The organism is Aestuariibaculum marinum, assembly GCF_014596975.1.
Lineage (GTDB): Bacteria > Bacteroidota > Bacteroidia > Flavobacteriales > Flavobacteriaceae > Aestuariibaculum > Aestuariibaculum marinum.
Genome location: NZ_JACVXD010000001.1, coordinates 377,816 through 398,281, shown reverse-complemented (window position 1 = coordinate 398,281; position 20,466 = coordinate 377,816). Strand labels below are relative to the sequence as shown.

Below are 20,466 nucleotides of genomic sequence, written 5' to 3'. Positions count from 1 at the left end.
TAAATGAAGTTTGGAAGCGTAGATAATCCGCAAAATATAGATTTTTCATTACCGGCAGATCACCCGGATACAATAAAGAATTTAAATAAATTTAAAGATGATAATGTTCCTGAAATTTATGTGGGTTGTGCCAAATGGAACAGAGCAGATTTAAAAGGGTTTTATCCGCGTGGCACGAAAGATGAATTGGTATATTATTCATCACAATTTAATTCAATTGAGTTAAATGCTACTTTTTACAGAATTTTTCCAGCCGAACAATTTGAAACCTGGTATAAAAAAACGCCTGAAAATTTTAAGTTCTTCCCAAAATTAAATCAGGAAATTAGCCATTGGAAGCGATTGCAGGAAACCACAGATGTGGTTAATCATTATTTGAATAACGCTGCCAACCTAAAGGAAAAGCTAGGAACCATATTTTTACAGATGCATAATAATTTTTCGCCGAAAGATTTTGATAGAGTCGTGAAATTTGCAGAATCATGGCCTAAGGAAATGCCTTTGGCTATGGAGTTCAGGCATACCGACTGGTATAATGATGCATCTGTTGCAGAAGAATTGTATCAGCTGCTAGAAGCCAACGATGTTTCCAATATTATTGTAGACACAGCAGGAAGGCGGGATCTAATGCATATGCGCTTAACCAATGCCACAGCTTTTGTGCGCTATGTTGGTGCTAATCACCATAGCGATTATACGCGTTTGGATGATTGGATAGAGCGGATAAGACTCTGGTCTGAGCAAGGCGTAAAAGAAATAGACTTTTTTATCCATCAAAATATTGAAAAAGAGTCCCCATTATTATCGGCTTACTTTATAAAAAAGCTGAATTCAGAATTAGGATATAAATTAAAAATACCAAACGATGACGAGCAACCGTCGTTGTTTTAATTAATAAAAACATTATTATGAAATTCCACACCAGAAAATGGGTTAAGCCCGAAGATTTAAACGCTAATGGTACTTTATTTGGAGGACGTCTTTTAGAATGGATAGATGAGGAGGCTGCTTTATATACCATCATACAACTTGAAAACCAGAAAGTGGTTACCAAGTATATGAGTGAAATAGATTTCAAGGCCTCAGCAAAGCAGGGTGATATCGTCGAAATAGGTATGGAAGTGGTTAAATTTGGTAAGGCTTCTTTGGTGTTAAGTTGTGAGGTTCGTAACAAAATGACCCATGAAACCATTATTACCATTTCAAGTATTGTTATGGTGAATTTGGGGCCAGATGGTAAAGCAAAACCTCACGGAAAGACCGAAGTAGAATACGTAGTAGACAGGTTGAAGTAATTTACCTAAAATAGAGCTTTAAAATTTCCAAGCAATTTTGCGATTCCGTTAAAAAATTATCGATTTTTTTCAGCTTCGCTAATAATCCTATAAAAATATCACAAGCATGTGCCATATGTTTTAGTAAATGCTGAAAAAATTAGAGTATTTATTAACTTTGTCTGCCTTGGTTAATTGAACTTCATTAACCAATACATTCACTAAGATTTAAAACTAAAATTAGAGATATATTATTATGAGCAAGACATTGTTTGACAAAGTATGGGATTCACATGTTGTAAGGAAAATTGATGGTGGTCCGGATGTGTTTTTTATAGACCGTCATTTTATTCATGAAGTTACAAGTCCTGTGGCATTTCTTGGGTTAAAAAATAGAGGATTAAAAGTATTATACCCAGAGCGTACGTTTGCTACAGCAGACCATAACACGCCAACCATTAATCAGCATTTACCGGTAGAAGATCCCTTATCTGCTAACCAATTAAAGGCATTAGAAGAAAATTCTAGTGAATACGGTATTAGCCACTGGGGATTAGGACACAAAAAGAACGGTATTGTTCACGTTGTAGGGCCAGAAAATGGTATTACATTCCCTGGGGCAACTATTGTTTGTGGAGATTCACATACATCTACACACGGTGCGTTTGGTGCTATTGCGTTTGGTATTGGTACTTCAGAGGTAGAGATGGTATTGTCTACACAATGTATTATGCAACCTAAGCCAAAGAAAATGCGTATCAACGTAAATGGCGAATTAAGCAAAGGGGTGACTCCTAAAGATGTTGCTTTATATATCATTTCACAATTAACAACATCAGGTGCAACAGGGTATTTTGTTGAATATGCTGGTGATGTTTTTGAAAACATGACTATGGAAGGCCGTATGACTGTTTGTAACTTATCTATTGAGATGGGGGCTCGTGGTGGTATGATTGCGCCTGACGACACAACGTTCAATTATTTAAAAGATAAACCATTATCTCCAAAAGGAGAGGAGTGGGATAAAGCTGTTGCTTACTGGAAAACTTTAAAAACTGATGCTAATGCATCTTTCGATAAAGAAATAAATATTGATGCTAAGGATATTGAACCAATGATTACCTACGGAACAAATCCAGGTATGGGAATTGGTATTTCTAAACACATTCCAACTGCAGAAGCTGTTGAAGGAGGTGTAGCAACATTTAAAAAATCTCTTGATTACATGGGCTACCATGAAGATGATGCTATGGTTGGTAAGAAAATCGACTATGTGTTTTTAGGAAGTTGTACCAACGGTCGTATTGAAGATTTCCGCGCCTTTGCTTCTATTGTAAAAGGACGTAAAAAAGCTGATCATGTAACCGCCTGGTTAGTGCCTGGATCTCATGAAGTTGAAGATAAAATTAAAGAAGAAGGTATTTTAGATATTATTACCGAAGCTGGATTTACTTTAAGACAGCCAGGATGCTCGGCGTGTTTAGCAATGAACGACGATAAAATTCCTGCTGGAAAATATGCAGTTAGTACGTCTAACAGAAATTTCGAAGGACGTCAGGGACCTGGGTCAAGAACCTTATTAGCATCTCCTTTAGTGGCAGCAGCAGCAGCTGTAACAGGAGTAGTAACCGATCCTAGAGAATTATTATAATCGTTGAAATAATATTTATTAAATCAAAGATTAAACACAAAAATTAGAAATTAAAATGGCTTACGATAAATTCAATATATTAACAACAACAGCGGTGCCTTTACCGTTAGAAAATGTAGATACCGATCAAATCATCCCGGCACGTTTCTTAAAAGCAACAAAGCGTGAAGGTTTTGGAGATAACTTATTCCGTGACTGGAGATATAATGGTGATGATACACCAAAAGAAGATTTTGTTTTAAATAATCCTATTTACACAGGAAAAATATTAGTTGGAGGAAAGAATTTTGGTTCTGGATCATCAAGAGAACATGCTGCATGGGCGGTTTACGATTACGGATTCCGTTGTGTGGTATCAAGTTTCTTTGCTGACATCTTTAAAAACAACTGTTTAAACATTGGGGTGTTACCGGTACAGGTTTCTCCAGAGTTTTTAGAGCAAATCTTTACTGCGGTTTATGACGACCCAAAAACAGAAATCGAAATCAATCTACCTGAGCAAACAATAACTATCCTTTCTACTGGTGCTCAAGAGTCTTTTGATATCAATAGCTATAAAAAAGGAAACATGCTAAATGGTTTCGATGATATCGATTATTTACAAAGCATGAAAGGTGATATAGAAGCGTTCGCTGAAACTTTACCGTTGTAATACATGGCGTCTAAAAGAATTGAAATAATGGATACGACACTCCGCGATGGTGAACAAACCTCGGGAGTGTCGTTTTCTGCTTCAGAGAAACTCACCATCGCTAAACTTCTTTTAGAAGAATTAAAAGTTGACCGTATTGAAATAGCCTCGGCCAGAGTATCTGAAGGTGAATTTCAAGCAGTTAAAAACATAACAAAATGGGCAAAGGACAACAACTATTTAGATAAAGTTGAAGTCTTAACATTTGTCGATAAAGGCGTGTCTATCGACTGGATGATTGAAGCGGGAGCAGTAGTTCAAAACCTTTTAACCAAAGGTTCATTAAATCATTTAACTTACCAGCTTAAAAAAACAGCAGATCAGCATTTTAGTGAGATATCAGAAACCATTGCTTTAGCATCTTCAAAAGGCATAAAAACCAATATTTATTTAGAAGACTGGAGTAATGGTATGCGTAATTCTAAAGACTATGTTTTTCAGTTTTTAGAGTTTTTAAGTACGCAAAAAGTAGATCGTATTATGCTACCTGATACCTTGGGAATTTTAACGCCTCCAGAATCTTATGAGTTTGTAAAGGAAATCAAAGAAAAGTATCCTGATTTACATTTCGATTTCCATGCGCACAACGATTACGACTTAAGTGTAGCCAATGTTATGTCGGCTTTAAATGCAGGCGCCGATGGTTTACATTTAACTGTAAATGGTATGGGCGAGCGTGCAGGAAATGCACCTATGGCGAGTACTATTGCTATGATAAACGATTTTATGCCAACTATTGAAATTGGTGTAAACGAAAAGGTGTTATTCACGGTAAGCAAGCTGGTAGAAAACTTTTCAGGAATTATGATTCCTGCCAACAAACCGGTAATTGGAGCTAATGTGTTCACACAAACTGCTGGAATTCACGCAGACGGCGACAACAAGAAGAATCTCTATTTTAGCGACCTAATGCCTGAGCGTTTTGGCAGAACACGTAAATATGCGCTAGGGAAAGCCTCAGGGAAAGCCAATATTCAAAAGAATTTACAGGAATTAGGACTATCGCTCAACGATAACGATTTAAAAAAAGTTACGCAACGTATTATCGAGTTGGGTGATAAAAAAGAAGTGGTTACTAAGGAAGATCTTCCGTATATCATATCGGACGTTTTAGATAGTTACTCCTATGAAGAGCATACCAAGGTTAATTCATACGTTTTAACACATGCTAAAGGCTTAAAACCATCAACAACGGTTTCCATTACAATTGATGGTGATACATACGAAGAAATTGCTTCTGGTGATGGTCAGTTTGATGCGTTTATGAATGCACTTCGCAAAATCTATATGATGCGAGATGAAAACCTTCCAGATTTAATAGATTATGCGGTAAGAATACCTCCAGGAAGTCATTCTGATGCCTTGTGTGAAACTATTATAACCTGGAAAAACGGTAAAAATGAGTTTAAAACACGTGGTTTAGATTCCGATCAAACGGTTTCGGCAATTAAAGCCACAGAAAAAATGTTAAATATAATTACTAATTAAGAATACAAAATAAATGAAATTTAATATAGCACTTTTAGCAGGTGATGGAATAGGACCTGAAGTGATTGAGCAAGCAGTGAAAGTAAGTGATGCTGTTGCTGAAAAATTTGGACACGAGATAACTTGGAAACCAGCTTTAACAGGTGCTGCTGCGATTGATGCGGTAGGCGAGCCTTATCCAGATGAAACTCACGAGATTTGTGCATCGTCAGATGCAGTGTTATTCGGAGCAATCGGGCACCCGAAATTTGATAATGACCCTACAGCGCCGGTACGTCCAGAGCAAGGATTATTAAAAATGCGTAAAAAATTGGGCTTGTTCGCTAACGTAAGACCAACCTTTGTTTTCCCGTCGCTATTAGATAAATCGCCTTTAAAGAAAGAACGTATTGAGGGGACTGATTTAGTATTTTTCCGAGAATTAACCTCTGGAGTGTATTTCGGTGAAAAAGGAAGAAAAGATGATGGTAATACCGCTTACGACACCAACATGTATACGAGAGAGGAAATCACACGTTTAGCACGTAAAGGTTTTGAAGCGGCTATGCAACGTTCTAAAAAATTATGTTGTGTAGATAAGGCTAACGTTATGGAAACTTCTCGTTTATGGAGAGAGACTGTACAAGGATTAGAAAAAGAGTATCCTGAAGTAACAGTGTCTTATGAGTTTGTTGATGCTGTAGCAATGCGTTTAGTGCAATGGCCAAAAGATTACGATGTACTAATTACAGAAAACCTATTTGGAGACGTTTTAACCGATGAAGCTTCTGTAATTTCTGGTTCTATGGGGTTAATGCCATCGGCATCCTTAGGAACAAGTGTTTCGTTATTCGAGCCGATTCACGGGTCGTATCCTCAGGCGGCAGGTAAAAATATAGCGAACCCAATGGCAACGGTATTATCTGCAGCTATGATGTTTGAGAACTTCAACTTATTAGAAGAAGGAAAAGTAATCAGAGATGCTGTAAATAAAGCTTTAGCAGAAGGAATCGTAACGGAGGACTTAGCCGAAGGCGGAAAAGCTTACGGAACTAAAGAAGTAGGAGATTGGTTAGCTGCAAATATATAAGCTAACATTTTTATAAAATATAAAAGGTGAATTCATTAGAATTCACCTTTTTTTATGACTTGATGCTATGCTGAATTGAATTTAGAATAACAATGTTAGTTTCCTTTAAAGCTTGAATCACTTGGCAATTCGAAAATTTCCAAATCGAAATAAGGAAGGGCTGCTATCAAGTGATCAAATATATCAGACATAATATATTCGTAGTTTTCCCAGCGTTTATCACTACTAAATGCATAGATTTCTAAAGGAATGCCTTGCGTTGTTGGTGCTAACTGGCGCGCCATAATCATCATATCTTTATTAATAGCCGAGTGTTGTTTAAGATATGAATCGATATACTTTCTAAACACACCTAAATTGGTTAAATTTCTTCCGTTAAGAGATAAAGATTTATCGATATTATGCGATTCATTATACGACTTGATATCGGCTTGTCTACTATCCAAATACGATGTAATGAGTTGAATGCCTTTTAACTTTTCAACTGCTGCATCATCTAAATATTTGACACCACTTTGTTTAATATATAATGCTCGTTTAATACGACGGCCTTCGGAACTTGTCATACCACGCCAGTTCTTAAATGAATCTGAAATTAAGGCATACGTGGGAATGGTAGTAATGGTTTTATCGAAATTTTGAACTTTAACGGTTGCCAGAGTAATCTCAATAACATCTCCATCGGCGCCGTACTTTTCAAAAGTAATCCAGTCACCAATACGAACCATATCGTTAATGGATACCTGAATACTAGCTACAAACCCAAGAATAGTGTCTTTAAAGACCAAAAGCGCCACAGCAGAACCAGCACCTAATGCAGTAATAAATTTAAAGAATTCAATTCCAGTAATGATAGCAAACGAAGAGAAAATCCCAATTACCCAGGCGAAAATCATAAACACCTGAATATAACTTGCTATAGGTTTATCTTTGAAGTTTGGTAGGGTCTTAAGATAATCTTTAATCGTGTTTAAGAGGCTTCGCACCACCCATAAGGTCAATACTATGGCAAACACCTTAAGTGTCTTTTCCGCAAAATTTTCAAAATCAGGAAAATCTGTAAACACTAAAGGAATAAACTCTAAAGTAATAAGCAGAGGTATAATGTGAGCTATGTTTCTTGGTACTTTATTAGCGATCAACAAATCGTCAAAATTAGTTTTCGATTTGGTGGCAAATTGCGTAAAAATACCTCTTAAAAACTTTCTGATAAGGAAGTCTATAATAAACACCAAAACACCCAAAACTACTAAAAGAGCGAACATATTCAGGTATTTCGCGCTAGTCTCATTTAAACCTAAAGATAAAAAATGATCGTATAGCCAGTGCTTAAGATCTAAACCTGTTGTTTCAAAAACCTTTTCGGTAGATTCTATAATATTTTCAGTTTCTTTTTCTTGAAACATCATTAAACTACTGGTTTTAAATATTTTTTATCCACATAAAATGTTCCGAATGGTAATATAGCTGCGAATAAGATAAATGAAAATTGTTTACCGTTCCAATTATAATCTGGTTTTATTAAAAAAGCTAAAACAATATATCCGACAAATAATAAACCATGTGGCATGCCTAATAATTTGACATATTGTGGTTCATTTAGCATGTATTTTACCGGGGTAGCTATAAAAAGTAAAAGAATATATGATAGCCCTTCTAAAAAGGCAACAATTCTAAAAATGTTAAGCAATGAAAACATAGTATAAATTTTTGCCTGTAAAAATAGTGTACAAAGATTAAAAAAAGCCCGACTTTAAGACTTTTTTAAAACACATGAAAAATCACCAGTCCGTAAATTAAAAAACGTAATAAACGTAAGGACCCGAAAAGCATGACGTTTCTAAACGGAAAAGCAATAATGCCGGCTGCCATACAGGAAATTGAAAAGGGTAGTGGTAGGAGTGCTCCAACAACAATTAAGAAACCACCCCATTTTTTAGAGTTTTTCAATTGTTTTTTCATTTTAACCTCCATGTAATTGTGTATGGAAGGTATTTTAGTGATAATATGTCCTAGATAATAAGATATTAAACCTCCTGAATATGATAAAATAGCCAGTAAAAATAAATACATCCAAGGCGCATGCATTTTTCCTGCCCAGGCAATAAAAATTTCTGGCGGTACAAGCCCCAGAAGAGTTTCTGAAGCAAAAAAGAAGGTTAAAACGCCATAAACAGGTAATGTTTTGGTTAACTGAACCAGTAGATCGTTAATATTAAAAAAGTGATTAACAATATAAACGCCAGCAACCGCTAAAATAATGTAGGGTAATGCTTTTTTTACGGCATTCCAAACAAACCCATAAAACCCTGTGTAGCTATAATATTGGTGTAATAACTGTAATCTGGATTTTTCAGATTTTGTTTTTGGTTTGGATTTCATTGTAAAAGCAATTTTTTAGGCTAACAAATATAGCAGATTAGAATGCTTTACCTGATGAAGTATGGGTTTTTTAATAAAGATTTAAGACTTTATAAACCCTGAATTCAAATATTGAAGAAATGAAAAAAAGCTGCCTTTTGAGGGTAGACAGCTTTTTTTACAATGGATTAATAGAGAGATATGTTTTATTGATTTGCAGCCATTAGCGCAAAAAACTTATCGATATTTGGTAAAATTACAATTCTTGTTCTTCTGTTTTTAGCTCTGTTTTCGGCAGTATCATTACTTACTAAAGGTTGGTAAAAACTTCTACCAGCGGCTATTAATTTTTCTGGTGCTACTTCAAAATTGTTTTGCAAACGTTTTACAACAGATGTTGCACGTAAAACACTTAAGTCCCAGTTATCTTTTACAGACGCACTTTCAATCATTTTCTTATCATCTGTATGTCCTTCAACCATAACATCTAAGCTTTCTTCAGAGTTGATAACATCAGCGATTTTTTGTAAAATAGCATCAGCTTTATCAGTTACTCTGTAACTTCCAGATTTGAACAACATTTTATCTGAAATAGAAATCATAACTACAGTTTCTTCAACTTTTACGGCGATATCATCACTTTCATCAATATCGCTTGCTGTGTTTTTAATGTTGTAAGTAATAGCAGCGTTCATTGAATCTTTTAGAGTAGTGGCACCAGCTAAATATTCCGAAGGTACATTTTTTAACGTTTCACGCATTTGAGCTTTAGCATCTTCGCTCATAACAACGCCATCAACGTTTACCATTTTTGCGTTGCTTTCTTCTGTTAATGAGTTGATTTTGTTATTGTAAGCATCAACACGCGCTTGAATAGCGTCAAATTTTGCTTCTAATTCTTCATTTTCAACTTTTGTTTTGGTTAATTCGCTTTTAAGCTGACCATTTTCGGTTTCTAAAGCAACATATTTCTTTTTAGAAACACAAGACGATAATAAAATCGCAGACAATACTACTAATGATATTTTTCTCATAATTTAAGTTTGTTGTTTTGCTTATAATTACGATGAGATGTCGATTCTAGACGTTGAGCGGTTAATTATTTTTTATTTTATTTATAAACTACTGAAATAGAGAGGATTCAAAATATCCTATTTTACATAATATAAATTATAGTTCAATTTGATTTGTGTTATTTAAAGTCTGTTCTTAGTATTTGAAATATTGTATTACTCTGCGCTAATTATCTAGATATACTATTTAGGATGGTTGTTATCTTATAAATACGGTTAGCTAATCCTTATAAATTATGATTTATTTGTTTTGTGTATTTATAATATTCTGTACAAGAATATTAATTTCTTTAAATAAGCGATTCTCAGCAATTCGATATAAGTTATGTATATTTGATTTGCGGCGTATACTTAAGTTTGACTGGGCTTTAATACGGGTGAACCTGCAGTTTAATACTATGCACAAAGATTTAAACCACAGCGACACACACCATAGCTTTAGCTGTTTGCTGTGGTATGAATTGGTTATCTAGTTTTTGAAAATATGTTATACCCAGCCAAACCATTACAGCAACCTGTTTTGGTATACTATTGTTTACAGGTGATTCTAGATTTAAGTTTATATTTTTGTGTTCTATTTTACATAATAATTTATGACTTTGCTGTGCGCTGCCTAAAGCATTGATAGCCGGGAATTCTGGTATATACGTATTGAGATCTGATTGCCATACATAATTAGATACTACGCTTAAAGCTGCTGTAAGCTGAACATGTGTATGGTTTTTAGGTAGTTTTTTATGAGTTTTAGCTGTGATTTTGGGAATATTTATTGAAACACGAGTTCTTTTACTATTATTTGTAACAATAGGTTTTACGCTAATTAATTTGTTGAAAACAAGGTCTTTATTGAGTTGAAACCCTATTAGTGCTGTTGTGTTATTATGTATATTGGCTTCTCTTTGCCCCAGGTTACCACTACCCTTTTGTACTATTTTGAGGCAACAGCCTGTTAAACGACTTGCCATATAGGTGTCTTTAAAATACTTTGCGTTATTACCTAATCCTGCTCTTAATGCTTTTGAAAGCATTGACGCTGCAGCAAACTCTTGATTATTAGCTTTTACCTTGATAAATGCAGGATCTGAATTAATGCGCTCTTTTGAAGGGCCAACGGCCTTTCTAGCCACGTATACACCATTTAATTTGTAATAACTTACGCCATTAAAAACGCCTTTAAGTTTTATTATTCCATTTTGTTTAGGCATTGATTTACAGTTTTTTGGGGATGTATTAAATGTAATTATTTTTTTGAAAATTATACATGTTTTCAAACAAACACCCCTTTTTATTATGTTAAAAACCTACATTATAGACTACTTTGTTTAACTTTTTATAAAAAAAGTTAAACATTTTAAATAAATTGCTTATCTTTAACCTATTAACTAAAACATATAAGTGATGAAACGATTTTACAAAAGCATTCCCCAAATCGCAACTTGTTTAATGTTAACCTTGTTTGTGTTGTCTTGTAATACGGAAGACATGTCTACCATGCAAGATGACACTACTGCCTCTTTATACGAAATTATAGAGGCTAATTCGACTTATAGTTCTTCAACCGCTAAAGCTGCGCCCAAAAAAGGTTCCGATCCTATAGCTGCGATTGCTATAGGTGCAGATTTTACTCAATTGGTAGCTGCTTTAATGTATGTTGATGAGCAACTAGATGCTGGTCTTGTAAATCTATTTTTAAATGGAACAGATCAATTTACCGTTTTTGCTCCAACCGACGAGGCTTTTAGTGCCTTGTATGCTGCACTAGGAATAGATGGTATTACCGATTTAGATGCTGAACTGGTTTTAAGTGTATTACAATACCACGTAACAACCGGTCGTAGAGCTTCTAATAGTGTGGTGCCAAAAAATGGTATGCGTACCATTGAAACTTTATTGCCTGATGCTACTTTTGATGTTTACCCTGATTTAAGTATTATGGCTATTGGAAATTCGGCTAATATTATGGATGCTGATATTTCTGCTTCTAATGGAATTATTCACGTAATCGATACGGTTATACTCCCTATAGAATAATTTGTTTGTAGTTTAATTGGTTTATTAGGTATAAAAGCTATCAAAATTTTGATAGCTTTTATTTGTTTTACTCCTCCTCTATTTGAAAATCCTGTTGCTCTTCTCCTTGCATTTTATATTTAATCTCAAAAACAGGTTGGGCTCCTGTATTTTTAAGGTTTGTTGGAGATGGAATTGTTATTTTAATTTTTGTACTATCGTTAGATTCTCTTGCTAAATAAGTTTTAACACTAGCTACCCGTGTAGAATCAAAAGCCTTTGATACAGCATTGATTTCTGTTGTATCTACCAGTTTTAATGCTTTGGCAATTTCTTCCTTTTGTTTGTTTTTATCATTAAAATATACCAGTTCAATATCTAAACCAGGTTTGTTTTTTTCGAGCTTTCTTAATAAGTCAAGTTGATGTTCTTTGCGGTTAACAAGTGTTGTATCCATGTAAGTATAATTAATCTCTTTAATATCACTTGGATCCACATTTATAAGATTTGAGAGCGCTCTGAACGGTGACGTTACCGTTTTTACCAGAAAATTACCGAACGTTCGCCATATTATTTTTCGAATATCAATTTCAGGATCGTTTAAATCACCTCTCACAGGAATATCCATATTAATTACACCGTCCTTATCCTTTAATATAAACAATGCCACTTTTAATGGTAAATTATAAAACGGACTTCCTTTTTTATTACCAACTTCTGCATGATGCACAATTAATTTGTTTTCAAGATTAAGCTTTCCCTGGTTAATATCAATGATTCCTTTATAATACATATCTCCATAAAGAATAGGATAACCGGTGTATTCCATTGAATAAATGTTTAAATCGCTTAACTGAAAGTCTGAAATCACATAATTTACCTTCATATTCATAGCTGCATCACTAGGGTTAAATCCAATGTCTGCTGCTAATTGTCCACGATCATTTAAAACCATAGAAGCCTTGCCATTTACCCAATCGGAATCATTTTTAATTTCGTTGAAATCCATCTTTACTTTAGAGAAGTTATAGACGAAAGGCGTTGCCGTGGTATGGTCTGTAAAATTTAATTTACCTTCTTCTAAATGAATAGATTTTACACTAAACTTTACTGGTGTTTTCTTGTGGTTCTCAGATGTTACATCAGGTTCGGATGAGCTTTCAGTTGTATCTAAACCAAAGGAACGATAAAAATTATTAGAGTCTTTAAATAGCTGAAAATCAATTGTAGGTTCTTGTATAATGATATCTCCTAACTGATACACTGACTGCATAGGCATCACTTTTTCAATAGGACAAACGATGTTTTGTGCGGCTAAAAATTTCTGACCGGTAGCATCGGTTAAAGCAAAGCCCTCTAAAGAAGAATTACCTATAATATCTATTATTTTTAAGTTATTCATGTTTCCTGAAATATCAACTTTTCCTGAAGCTAATCCTTCCATTTCCGAAATGTTAAGATGCTCTTTAGTGTATGGAGTAAATGATGAAATATCAAGGTTATCGATAGTTAAATGAACTAAATAATCCCCTTTTTCTGAGTCAAATTCTGAAGCAATTCCAAACTGTCCTCCCTCGGTTAGTTTAAATGAAGCATCCATTTTACTAGAGCCTCTTCCCCATTCTACATGAGGTAAATAAAAGGATAAATTATTTAAAGTCTGAGTTACATCGTGTGTTTGATCGTTATATATTAAGGTGCCTCCGTTTAGCTTTAAATCAGACAAACTAAAAAGGTAAGCTTCCTTGTCGCTATCTGGTTTGGTAACTGTATCATTTTCAGTATTGTGAAAAGCAATTAAATCATCGAAATTGAATATAGAATCTTTCTGAGAAATGTTTACCCAAAGGTTTTTAATATATAGTTGCTCCACTACTATAGATGAAGAAAAGTATTCTAAAGGATCTACATCAAGAATAAGACTATCCAAAGAAACAAACTTATCCTTATCATTAGCTTCAAACATTGTTGCTCCAGTTAGCGTTATTGTAGAAGTGAAATAATTTACAGACAAGTCGTTAATTTTTAGCTTTCTACCAACCCATTCTCTACCGTGTTTCTCCAATTGATTTCGAACAATAGATGGAGAAATTGCAAGAAATAGTATGACTACCATCAATATACTAAAGCATACAATTACCAAGCGTTTCATTGATTTGGTTAAAGAAATTCCGAGAAACTTTGACTTTTGGTTTTCTGAGGGCATAGAGCTAAATATTTATAAGTCTCGTATTGAAATATAATTCAAAGGTAATAATTATGCTATTTATATTTCGTGGGTAATAGATATTCAAAAAGTTAAAATATATTAACTGAATGATTTTACAGACCAATAACACCTTCTTTATTATTATTAGTAAAATCGATTTTAAAGACTTTTGTAATAATATGTATCTATAATAAATTTATCTAATTAAACGATAGTATTTCATTGTTATAACTTATTAAATTAATCTATTTTTTATACCTCTCATAATTTTAATATTCCGCATCATTGATTAGAAATTTTCAAATACTCAATTCTCACGGCGTAGTATTTTTACTTCAAAAATAACATTCATTTTACAGAATCATAAAATACTATTACAACAATAATTTAAATCAATTATTTCTATTTTAAAGGAGTCAATCTACTTTTCTGTATTTTTAGTATTTCGAATAAATACCCGTTAATTTTCAAATACGCAATTCTCAGCAATTAGAAATTCATTAATATACGCAAGGCTTTTTGCGTAACATTAATATGTTAATACGCATTAAATCAATAAATTAAATTCAATAGAAATGTAAACTAATGCATTTACAAAGTCAAATCTTAAAATAGTAGGTCTATTTATTTTTTTAAGACAACCAAGAAAGAACAACAATTAATAGTTTTATTTTTAGTCAGTTAAGCGCACAAAAATTCTTAAATTAGTAATAACATAAACCAACTGCGATTTCATGTCTTTTGACTAAAATATCCTATTATGTCTAAAAAGCAACTAAACGAATTAGCTGCGACAGCTATTTGTGGTAACGACATTAGTTCTTCCTGTTTATATGTTTCAGCGCTATCTATTGTATATGCTGGTCAGTATGCCTGGATTTCATTACTTCTGGTTTCAGCAATTTTATTTTTATACCGAAAAATATATGGAGAAGTTGTTGGAGCATTACCTTTAAACGGTGGTGCTTACAATGCCTTGCTTAACACTACAAAAAAATCGACAGCTTCGTTTGCAGCAACATTAACGGTATTGTCTTATATGGCAACCGCTGTGATTTCATCTAGTGAAGCGATTAAATATGCTCATAGTTTATGGAGCGGCATACCTATAGTTTATGCAACCATTTTTTTATTATTCATTTTCATGGGGTTGGTTATTATGGGCATTGGAGAATCGTCTAAAGTGGCCATATTTATTTTTATATTTCACTTGAGTTCATTAATTATTTTATGCTTTTTTAGTTTATACTTTTTGTTTTCTAACGGTTTTGATGTACTGATTGAAAATTTTAAAGCTCCTGTTAAAGGCAGTATAGCTACTGCTCTGTTTTTTGGATTTGCAGCTGCCATGTTAGGTATTAGTGGTTTTGAAAGTTCGGCCAATTACGTAGAAGAACAACAAGATGGCGTTTTTAGAAAAACCTTAAAAAATATGTGGGTTATCGTTACTGTTTTTAATCCGCTATTGGCATTTTTGGCCTTATCGATTATTCCGTTAGCAACTATCACTACTAATGAAGATACGCTTCTGTCTTTTATGGGACATTTAACAGGCGGAAACTGGCTTTTGTATCTCGTTTCTATTGATGCAGCTTTAGTGTTAAGTGGCGCTGTACTAACCTCTTATGTTGGCGTTGGTGGTTTGGTTGAACGTATGGCTTTAGATCGAATTCTTCCGAAAGTATTACTTAAAAAAAACAAACGTGGTAGTTCTTATTTAATATTTATTGCCTTCTTTTTACTTTCTACTTCCATCCTGCTAATTACTGAAGGCGATTTAGAATCTCTTGCAGGTATTTATACCATTGCCTTTTTATGTGTAATGATATTGTTCAGCTTTGGTAATATGCTTTTAAAAGTAAACCGAAAAAATTTACCCAGACCAGAAGTTGCCGGTTGGATACAATTACTCATTGCTATAGCCGGGGTTGCAATTGCTTTAGTTGGAAATATTATTTTAAACCCCGAAGATTTAAATGTATTCTTAGAATATTTTATTCCTGCCATGCTGGTTATAGGTTTTATGTTATACCGTATAGCTATTTTAAAAGCCGTCCTGTTTTTTCTGGATTATATTACTCCTGAAAAGAAAACCATATTTAAATACCTTAATGTAAAAATCAAATACGCCATTCATCGCATTAATTCACAGCACTTTGTGTTTTTTACTAATCATGATGATGTTGCCACTCTTAATAAGGTTTTGCAATACATAGAAAGTAATGAAAACACACGACGCTTAAAAATCGTTTCTGTTGTAAAGGATGAAACTCATGTACCTGATAACCTTAAACTGGATATTGAAGTTTTAGACCGGGCTTACCCAGATATTGATATCGAGTTTATTGAAGAACCCGGAATTTTTGGTCCGGAAAAGATTCAAGAACTGTCCAAACGCTGGCACATCCCAATCAATTTTATGTTTATCGGATCGCCAGGAGATAAATTCCCTTATCGAATTGAAGAACTCGGCGATGTAAGATTAATCATTTAATGCTGTTAAATCAATGCGATATTCCGAATCCCAGGTTTTATAATCGTATCTGGAAACTAAAAGTAAATGATCTACATTAAAAGTTTTTACATAAGCTTCCGACTTGAAAAACTCTAAACTTTTCTGAAGCATATCAAGATTTTTAGTTTTAGAAATAGTAATATGAGGGGTGTTTGATGTGATTAATGTATTGGGTTTTCTGTGAAGATCTCTAACCCATATTACTTTCATTTGTTTAATTAAATTACTGAAATTTTCTGAATCGGAAACCTTTAAAATCAGCGCCTTTGAAGAAATAAAAGTGTAAAAGCCTTCAATTTGCATTTTAAACTTTTCAAGATTTGAAAACTCACTTAAATACTGAAGTAAATAAGGCTCATTTTCAGTATGCATTTGAAATTGAGCCAGAGTAATATGAGGTTTAGATTTTGAGTATGTTTGCTTACCAAAAGTTTTAATAAATGAATCTTTAAATGCTAAAACCTCTTCATAAACAGGAGAAGGCGGCACAATTCTTAAATTGTAAATTTTAGTTTCAGCCATTTATTAAGTGTTGTCTTTTTGATATAAGCATAAAATAATGTTCATTATAAAATTAATAAAATACTATTTATCACTAATGTTTTAATGGGATATGTACATTAAACGACTCTCCTTTTTGAGTGGGATTTACGTTAATTAAAGCACATGCTGAATACAGCACCTTAGGAGTTCCATCTTCATCAATTAAAAGTTGCGGACGTTCTAAACGATCTACATGAAGCGTGTCTCCAGATTTAAGAGTGACTTCCTTTTTTAAAAAAAATGATTCTTTTGGTTTTGTCCATTTTATACCATCAATGGACTCTAGTAATGCCAGTCCTGGTTGACCTGTTGTAATTTTCCCTGTAAAATCCTTAAGTACAACATAAAACTTTTTATTTGTATTGTGATACCATACATAAGGATCTTCCCCACTGGCAATCGTGCCATCTTCGTTTCTAATATCAAATACAAAGTCGTCGGTTGCTGTAAAAGGGCCTATTGGAGAATCACCAATAGCAACACCATGGACTCCTCGCCATCCGGGATTATAAAAGTTACCTTTAAAATATAACAGATATTTTCCATCTGATGGACGCTGTACAACCGAAGGGTTTACTACAATAATATTATCCGGCTTAGGCGCTGTCCCTTCTGGTGAAGGATTAACAATATTATTAGGTTTTACCCGGGTTCTGGGTTTTAAAAGCGGTGTATCGAAACGTTTGTATTTTCCGTTCATCAAATCTTCAAAATTATTAAATTCAATAACGCCAATACATTGACTTTGCTGAACCCGGTTTCGTTTATTTACATGTTCGCCTTTTGAACCTGCAGGTTGCATCCCCGGATCTTTTCCGGCGCCATAATATAAATAGTACTTATTATTAAACTTCTTTACATGTGGGTTATGAACCATTTGTGCGTCCCAGGTTGTAGAATCTCCTTCTAATGCTTTTCCCCTTAACACAATTTTTTGAAATTTAAAATCTCTATCAGGATAATCTGAAACAGCGTAAGCTATTTTAGAATTAAGCACCCAGGAATTTGAAAATGATGGAATAGAATCTCCGCACTCCCAGGTAGAATAGAGCATATGGTATTTATCATCATCTCCTTTTACAACACTGCCGCCCCAAACAAATCTATCAGGATCATTTAATACTGATGGTCCAACAATAATATTGCCTTCTACATGACCATCAATTGGTACTGCTTGAACGCTTAGAGATTCTTGTTTTTTTTGAGTACAGCTTAAAAGAATTAATACTGAACATAAATTAAGAAAAGTGAGCTTCATTTAGATTTAGTTTATTTTTTTAAAATAGTTGTTAGTTTGTTGCTTTATTTACGGAGTATCCTTGTTCGCGATAGTTTGAAAGTAAAAAGCCTGAACCACACCAAAATGATTGCTTCGCCAGTGGTGTTTTCCTGTAAGAAGCGCATAACGACTGGGAGAACATATTCCTGATGAGCTATGAGTATCAGCAAAACGCAAACCTTCTTTTGCCAAATTATCCAAATTAGGGGTTGGAATTTTTGAATTCGGATTTTGAATATGTAAATCGCCGTAGCCCATATCATCAGCATAAATAATGACAATATTTGGTGAAGCATTTACCTTTTCTTTCGAGCAGCTAACCAAGGCTACAAACGCTAATAGAATATTTAGAATTTTAAATGTTCTCATAAATTATCTATTCCGTAAATTGATTTACAAAATACTATATGTGTTGATATTTTAAACGAATTTTCGATAGACAACAAACTTAAAGCCTTTAACAACATTTGATCTTTAAACCGTATTTTGTTTTCCTTTATTCCGATAATTTTAACCCTATTCGTTCGCTTTAGTCCAATCGGATTTTGTTATTTTATAACACAAGCAAACTTCATATTCTGGATAGCCTTTAAGTTTAGGATGATTAAATTCTGAAACTTTTTTCATTCCTATTTTCTTCATTACGCGTTCAGAATTCTCATTTTGTTTGGTACATGTGGCTATAACATGGTTTAGATTTAAATCTGCAAATGCCAGTTGAAGACATCGTTTCGCTCCTTCCGTAGCGTAGCCTCTTCCCCATGCTCGCTTTTTTAAACGCCAACCTATATCTACAGCTGGTGTAAAGCTTGAAGCATACGTTTGAAAGGCTAAACCAATGAAACCTATAAATTCTCCTGTTTCCAGAATATCGACAGCAAAATAATTGTAACCATGCGTTTCAAAATGGACTTGTAATCGCTCGACAAACTCTTTGGTTTCCTCTTTAGATAAAGTTTTAGGGAAATGTTTCATAACGTCTGCATCGGCGTTCATTGCTGTAAATTCCTTTATATCATTTGTTTGCCAATTTCGAAATCCTAACCTTCGGGAGGTAAAAAGATAATCTGTATTCATTGTCTATTTAGTTGGTTGTTAGTGTTTTTTAACTTAATTAGATCGCCTTCACCATCCATATATTACAAGACGTATGCCCGGATTGACCTAATGGTTTATCTAAGGGTTGAAAGTCAAATCTTTTATACATTCTAACGGCTGTTGCAAAATGTGGTAAACTTTCAAGGTAAATATGATGAAACCCTAATGCTTTGGCGGATTCAATATTTTGCTGCATAAGTTTAGTGCCAACACCCTTTCCTCTGGCTGATGGCGATAGGTAAAACTTCACCAGTTCTGCATAGCCTTCCGGCAAGCCCTCTGTTGGGTATATTCCGCAACAACCTAATACTTCTCCTTGATCTTCAGCTACCCATAACATTGAGTTTTTATGTTTAAACAATGTAAATAAATCATCGGTGGTGGGATCAGAAAAAACGGTGCCACATTTTGGAGCATCATGTTCGGTAAAAGTATTCTTTACTATACTTGCCAAAATAGAATTGTCTGATATTTTTAGTTGTCTAATGATCATTTTAACATATTCAAATTTAATTAAGGCTTCTATCCTTATTTGTTTTTAAGTTTATATAGCAATAAATCTTCGTCATCACCTGGAATATTGGTGACTTTCTTGAACTTTAAGCCTAATTTTTCAAGTAACTTTTGTGACGAACTATTTTCCTTTGTTGTTATGGCATAAATTTCGGTTAAGCCAAAATTATTAAAAGCCATATTTTTCACTTTTCCAGCAGCTTCAAAAGCATAACCTTGTTTCTCGTACTGTGGAAGAAAAGCAAATCCTATATCTACGCCTTCAACCCCTTCTCTGTCGTATAAACCACAGCTACCTATTTTTTCTTGATTGGTTTTTCTAATTACTGTATAATTTGCAAAACCAAGTCTTTTTAACTGAGGAAGCATCTTAGTTTCTATATATAATTTGGCTTCGCTTAACGTATGTACTTTTCTATCTCCAATATATTTTAACCATTTAGGAGTGTTTAATAGCTCTAAAACAAAGGCAGCATCTTCTGTAGTTGTTGGCTTTAAAATAAGTCGCTCGGTTTCAAAGGTTTTGTACAAGCTCATGGCTTAAGTTTTACATGTTTAAATAAAGATAAATTATTTAGAAAAAATAAGTTGCACATGACTGCCTTTTTCTAACTGCTCTGCATTAAATTCATCCTGCATCAATTCAAGATATCAAGCTGGGAATCCTGAGCACCTAAAACAGCCGTAGTAAG

General features: G+C 33.8%; 20 protein-coding genes. 8 read left to right on the top strand and 12 right to left on the bottom strand.

The window, feature by feature from the left end:
• The first annotated feature begins 3 nt into the window (after nucleotides 1–3).
• The 6 genes from ICJ85_RS01810 (at nucleotide 4) to leuB (ending at nucleotide 6,173) form a co-directional block, all read left to right on the top strand.
• The gene (locus ICJ85_RS01810) at nucleotides 4–891 is read left to right on the top strand and encodes a DUF72 domain-containing protein (RefSeq protein ID WP_188222055.1); all 888 of its coding nucleotides are present in this window, start codon (nucleotides 4–6) and stop codon (nucleotides 889–891) included.
• A gap of 17 nt (nucleotides 892–908) precedes the next feature.
• A complete protein-coding gene (locus ICJ85_RS01805; RefSeq protein ID WP_188222054.1) occupies nucleotides 909–1,295 on the top strand; it encodes an acyl-CoA thioesterase in 387 nt (128 codons plus the stop codon).
• Nucleotides 1,296–1,530: 235 nt separating this feature from the next.
• Complete coding sequence (leuC, locus tag ICJ85_RS01800; RefSeq protein ID WP_188222053.1) at nucleotides 1,531–2,925, top strand: 3-isopropylmalate dehydratase large subunit; 1,395 nt, start codon at nucleotides 1,531–1,533, stop codon at nucleotides 2,923–2,925.
• Nucleotides 2,926–2,980: 55 nt separating this feature from the next.
• Nucleotides 2,981–3,577 carry a 3-isopropylmalate dehydratase small subunit gene (leuD, locus tag ICJ85_RS01795; protein ID WP_188222052.1) on the top strand — a complete coding sequence of 199 codons (597 nt, stop codon included), beginning with the start codon at nucleotides 2,981–2,983 and terminating at the stop codon, nucleotides 3,575–3,577.
• Nucleotides 3,578–3,580: 3 nt separating this feature from the next.
• A complete protein-coding gene (locus ICJ85_RS01790; RefSeq protein ID WP_188222051.1) occupies nucleotides 3,581–5,104 on the top strand; it encodes an alpha-isopropylmalate synthase regulatory domain-containing protein in 1,524 nt (507 codons plus the stop codon).
• 13 nt (nucleotides 5,105–5,117) lie between these two features.
• Entirely contained in the window at nucleotides 5,118–6,173 is a 1,056-nt protein-coding gene (gene leuB, locus ICJ85_RS01785) for a 3-isopropylmalate dehydrogenase (protein WP_188222050.1), read from the top strand.
• A 95-nt stretch (nucleotides 6,174–6,268) separates the two neighbouring features.
• On the opposite strand, the gene ICJ85_RS01780 is transcribed toward leuB, so the two are convergent.
• The 5 genes from ICJ85_RS01780 to ICJ85_RS01760 all read right to left on the bottom strand — a co-directional run bounded on the left by ICJ85_RS01780 (nucleotide 6,269) and on the right by ICJ85_RS01760 (nucleotide 10,812).
• Nucleotides 6,269–7,579 (bottom strand): mechanosensitive ion channel family protein, encoded by a 1,311-nt coding sequence (locus tag ICJ85_RS01780; protein WP_188222464.1) that lies wholly within the window; start codon nucleotides 7,577–7,579, stop codon nucleotides 6,269–6,271.
• Between the two features lie 2 nt (nucleotides 7,580–7,581).
• Nucleotides 7,582–7,872, bottom strand: a complete 291-nt coding sequence (locus ICJ85_RS01775; protein WP_188222049.1) for a DUF3817 domain-containing protein — start codon at nucleotides 7,870–7,872, stop codon at nucleotides 7,582–7,584.
• 65 nt (nucleotides 7,873–7,937) lie between these two features.
• Nucleotides 7,938–8,555 (bottom strand): YqaA family protein, encoded by a 618-nt coding sequence (locus ICJ85_RS01770; protein ID WP_188222048.1) that lies wholly within the window; start codon nucleotides 8,553–8,555, stop codon nucleotides 7,938–7,940.
• Nucleotides 8,556–8,740: 185 nt separating this feature from the next.
• Nucleotides 8,741–9,568 carry an OmpA/MotB family protein gene (locus ICJ85_RS01765; protein WP_188222047.1) on the bottom strand — a complete coding sequence of 276 codons (828 nt, stop codon included), beginning with the start codon at nucleotides 9,566–9,568 and terminating at the stop codon, nucleotides 8,741–8,743.
• Nucleotides 9,569–10,017: 449 nt separating this feature from the next.
• Nucleotides 10,018–10,812 carry a hypothetical protein gene (locus tag ICJ85_RS01760; protein WP_188222046.1) on the bottom strand — a complete coding sequence of 265 codons (795 nt, stop codon included), beginning with the start codon at nucleotides 10,810–10,812 and terminating at the stop codon, nucleotides 10,018–10,020.
• A 193-nt stretch (nucleotides 10,813–11,005) separates the two neighbouring features.
• Here ICJ85_RS01760 and ICJ85_RS01755 point away from each other — a divergent pair, with 193 nt between their 5' ends.
• Nucleotides 11,006–11,638, top strand: a complete 633-nt coding sequence (locus ICJ85_RS01755; protein ID WP_188222045.1) for a fasciclin domain-containing protein — start codon at nucleotides 11,006–11,008, stop codon at nucleotides 11,636–11,638.
• Nucleotides 11,639–11,705: 67 nt separating this feature from the next.
• Here ICJ85_RS01755 and ICJ85_RS01750 read toward each other — a convergent pair whose 3' ends face one another.
• Entirely contained in the window at nucleotides 11,706–13,769 is a 2,064-nt protein-coding gene (locus ICJ85_RS01750; protein WP_188222044.1) for a DUF748 domain-containing protein, read from the bottom strand.
• A gap of 817 nt (nucleotides 13,770–14,586) precedes the next feature.
• Between ICJ85_RS01750 and ICJ85_RS01745 the strand changes: the two genes are divergently transcribed.
• Nucleotides 14,587–16,320 carry an APC family permease gene (locus ICJ85_RS01745; RefSeq protein WP_188222043.1) on the top strand — a complete coding sequence of 578 codons (1,734 nt, stop codon included), beginning with the start codon at nucleotides 14,587–14,589 and terminating at the stop codon, nucleotides 16,318–16,320.
• Here the strand turns inward: ICJ85_RS01745 and ICJ85_RS01740 are convergent.
• The 6 genes from ICJ85_RS01740 to ICJ85_RS01715 all read right to left on the bottom strand — a co-directional run bounded on the left by ICJ85_RS01740 (nucleotide 16,309) and on the right by ICJ85_RS01715 (nucleotide 20,311).
• A complete protein-coding gene (locus tag ICJ85_RS01740; RefSeq protein WP_188222042.1) occupies nucleotides 16,309–16,863 on the bottom strand; it encodes a 2'-5' RNA ligase family protein in 555 nt (184 codons plus the stop codon). The two genes, ICJ85_RS01745 and ICJ85_RS01740, sit on opposite strands and share 12 nt — an antisense overlap.
• Nucleotides 16,864–16,936: 73 nt before the next feature.
• Nucleotides 16,937–18,142 carry a glycoside hydrolase family protein gene (locus ICJ85_RS01735; protein ID WP_188222041.1) on the bottom strand — a complete coding sequence of 402 codons (1,206 nt, stop codon included), beginning with the start codon at nucleotides 18,140–18,142 and terminating at the stop codon, nucleotides 16,937–16,939.
• Nucleotides 18,143–18,190: 48 nt separating this feature from the next.
• Nucleotides 18,191–18,532: a sulfatase-like hydrolase/transferase gene (locus ICJ85_RS01730; RefSeq protein ID WP_188222040.1), complete on the bottom strand. Its 342-nt coding sequence runs from the start codon at nucleotides 18,530–18,532 to the stop codon at nucleotides 18,191–18,193.
• A gap of 147 nt (nucleotides 18,533–18,679) precedes the next feature.
• Complete coding sequence (locus ICJ85_RS01725) at nucleotides 18,680–19,240, bottom strand: GNAT family N-acetyltransferase (RefSeq protein WP_188222039.1); 561 nt, start codon at nucleotides 19,238–19,240, stop codon at nucleotides 18,680–18,682.
• 37 nt (nucleotides 19,241–19,277) lie between these two features.
• Entirely contained in the window at nucleotides 19,278–19,754 is a 477-nt protein-coding gene (locus tag ICJ85_RS01720) for a GNAT family N-acetyltransferase (RefSeq protein ID WP_188222038.1), read from the bottom strand.
• 35 nt (nucleotides 19,755–19,789) lie between these two features.
• Nucleotides 19,790–20,311 (bottom strand): GNAT family N-acetyltransferase, encoded by a 522-nt coding sequence (locus ICJ85_RS01715; RefSeq protein WP_188222037.1) that lies wholly within the window; start codon nucleotides 20,309–20,311, stop codon nucleotides 19,790–19,792.
• Nucleotides 20,312–20,466: the final 155 nt, after the last annotated feature.

Excerpts from the sequence above, each read along its gene's own strand:
- ICJ85_RS01790 (WP_188222051.1), top strand. The coding sequence starts at position 3,581 with ATGGCGTCTAAAAGAATTGAAATAATGGATACGACACTCCGCGATGGT.
- leuB (WP_188222050.1), top strand. The coding sequence starts at position 5,118 with ATGAAATTTAATATAGCACTTTTAGCAGGTGATGGAATAGGACCTGAA.
- ICJ85_RS01720 (WP_188222038.1), bottom strand. The coding sequence starts at position 19,754 with ATGATCATTAGACAACTAAAAATATCAGACAATTCTATTTTGGCAAGT.
- ICJ85_RS01740 (WP_188222042.1), bottom strand. The coding sequence starts at position 16,863 with ATGGCTGAAACTAAAATTTACAATTTAAGAATTGTGCCGCCTTCTCCT.
- ICJ85_RS01735 (WP_188222041.1), bottom strand. The coding sequence starts at position 18,142 with ATGAAGCTCACTTTTCTTAATTTATGTTCAGTATTAATTCTTTTAAGC.
- leuD (WP_188222052.1), top strand. The coding sequence starts at position 2,981 with ATGGCTTACGATAAATTCAATATATTAACAACAACAGCGGTGCCTTTA.
- ICJ85_RS01755 (WP_188222045.1), top strand. The coding sequence starts at position 11,006 with ATGAAACGATTTTACAAAAGCATTCCCCAAATCGCAACTTGTTTAATG.
- ICJ85_RS01770 (WP_188222048.1), bottom strand. The coding sequence starts at position 8,555 with ATGAAATCCAAACCAAAAACAAAATCTGAAAAATCCAGATTACAGTTA.
- ICJ85_RS01715 (WP_188222037.1), bottom strand. The coding sequence starts at position 20,311 with ATGAGCTTGTACAAAACCTTTGAAACCGAGCGACTTATTTTAAAGCCA.
- ICJ85_RS01750 (WP_188222044.1), bottom strand. The coding sequence starts at position 13,769 with ATGAAACGCTTGGTAATTGTATGCTTTAGTATATTGATGGTAGTCATA.
- ICJ85_RS01760 (WP_188222046.1), bottom strand. The coding sequence starts at position 10,812 with ATGCCTAAACAAAATGGAATAATAAAACTTAAAGGCGTTTTTAATGGC.
- ICJ85_RS01810 (WP_188222055.1), top strand. The coding sequence starts at position 4 with ATGAAGTTTGGAAGCGTAGATAATCCGCAAAATATAGATTTTTCATTA.
- ICJ85_RS01725 (WP_188222039.1), bottom strand. The coding sequence starts at position 19,240 with ATGAATACAGATTATCTTTTTACCTCCCGAAGGTTAGGATTTCGAAAT.
- ICJ85_RS01745 (WP_188222043.1), top strand. The coding sequence starts at position 14,587 with ATGTCTAAAAAGCAACTAAACGAATTAGCTGCGACAGCTATTTGTGGT.
- ICJ85_RS01775 (WP_188222049.1), bottom strand. The coding sequence starts at position 7,872 with ATGTTTTCATTGCTTAACATTTTTAGAATTGTTGCCTTTTTAGAAGGG.
- leuC (WP_188222053.1), top strand. The coding sequence starts at position 1,531 with ATGAGCAAGACATTGTTTGACAAAGTATGGGATTCACATGTTGTAAGG.
- ICJ85_RS01805 (WP_188222054.1), top strand. The coding sequence starts at position 909 with ATGAAATTCCACACCAGAAAATGGGTTAAGCCCGAAGATTTAAACGCT.
- ICJ85_RS01765 (WP_188222047.1), bottom strand. The coding sequence starts at position 9,568 with ATGAGAAAAATATCATTAGTAGTATTGTCTGCGATTTTATTATCGTCT.
- ICJ85_RS01730 (WP_188222040.1), bottom strand. The coding sequence starts at position 18,532 with ATGAGAACATTTAAAATTCTAAATATTCTATTAGCGTTTGTAGCCTTG.
- ICJ85_RS01780 (WP_188222464.1), bottom strand. The coding sequence starts at position 7,579 with ATGTTTCAAGAAAAAGAAACTGAAAATATTATAGAATCTACCGAAAAG.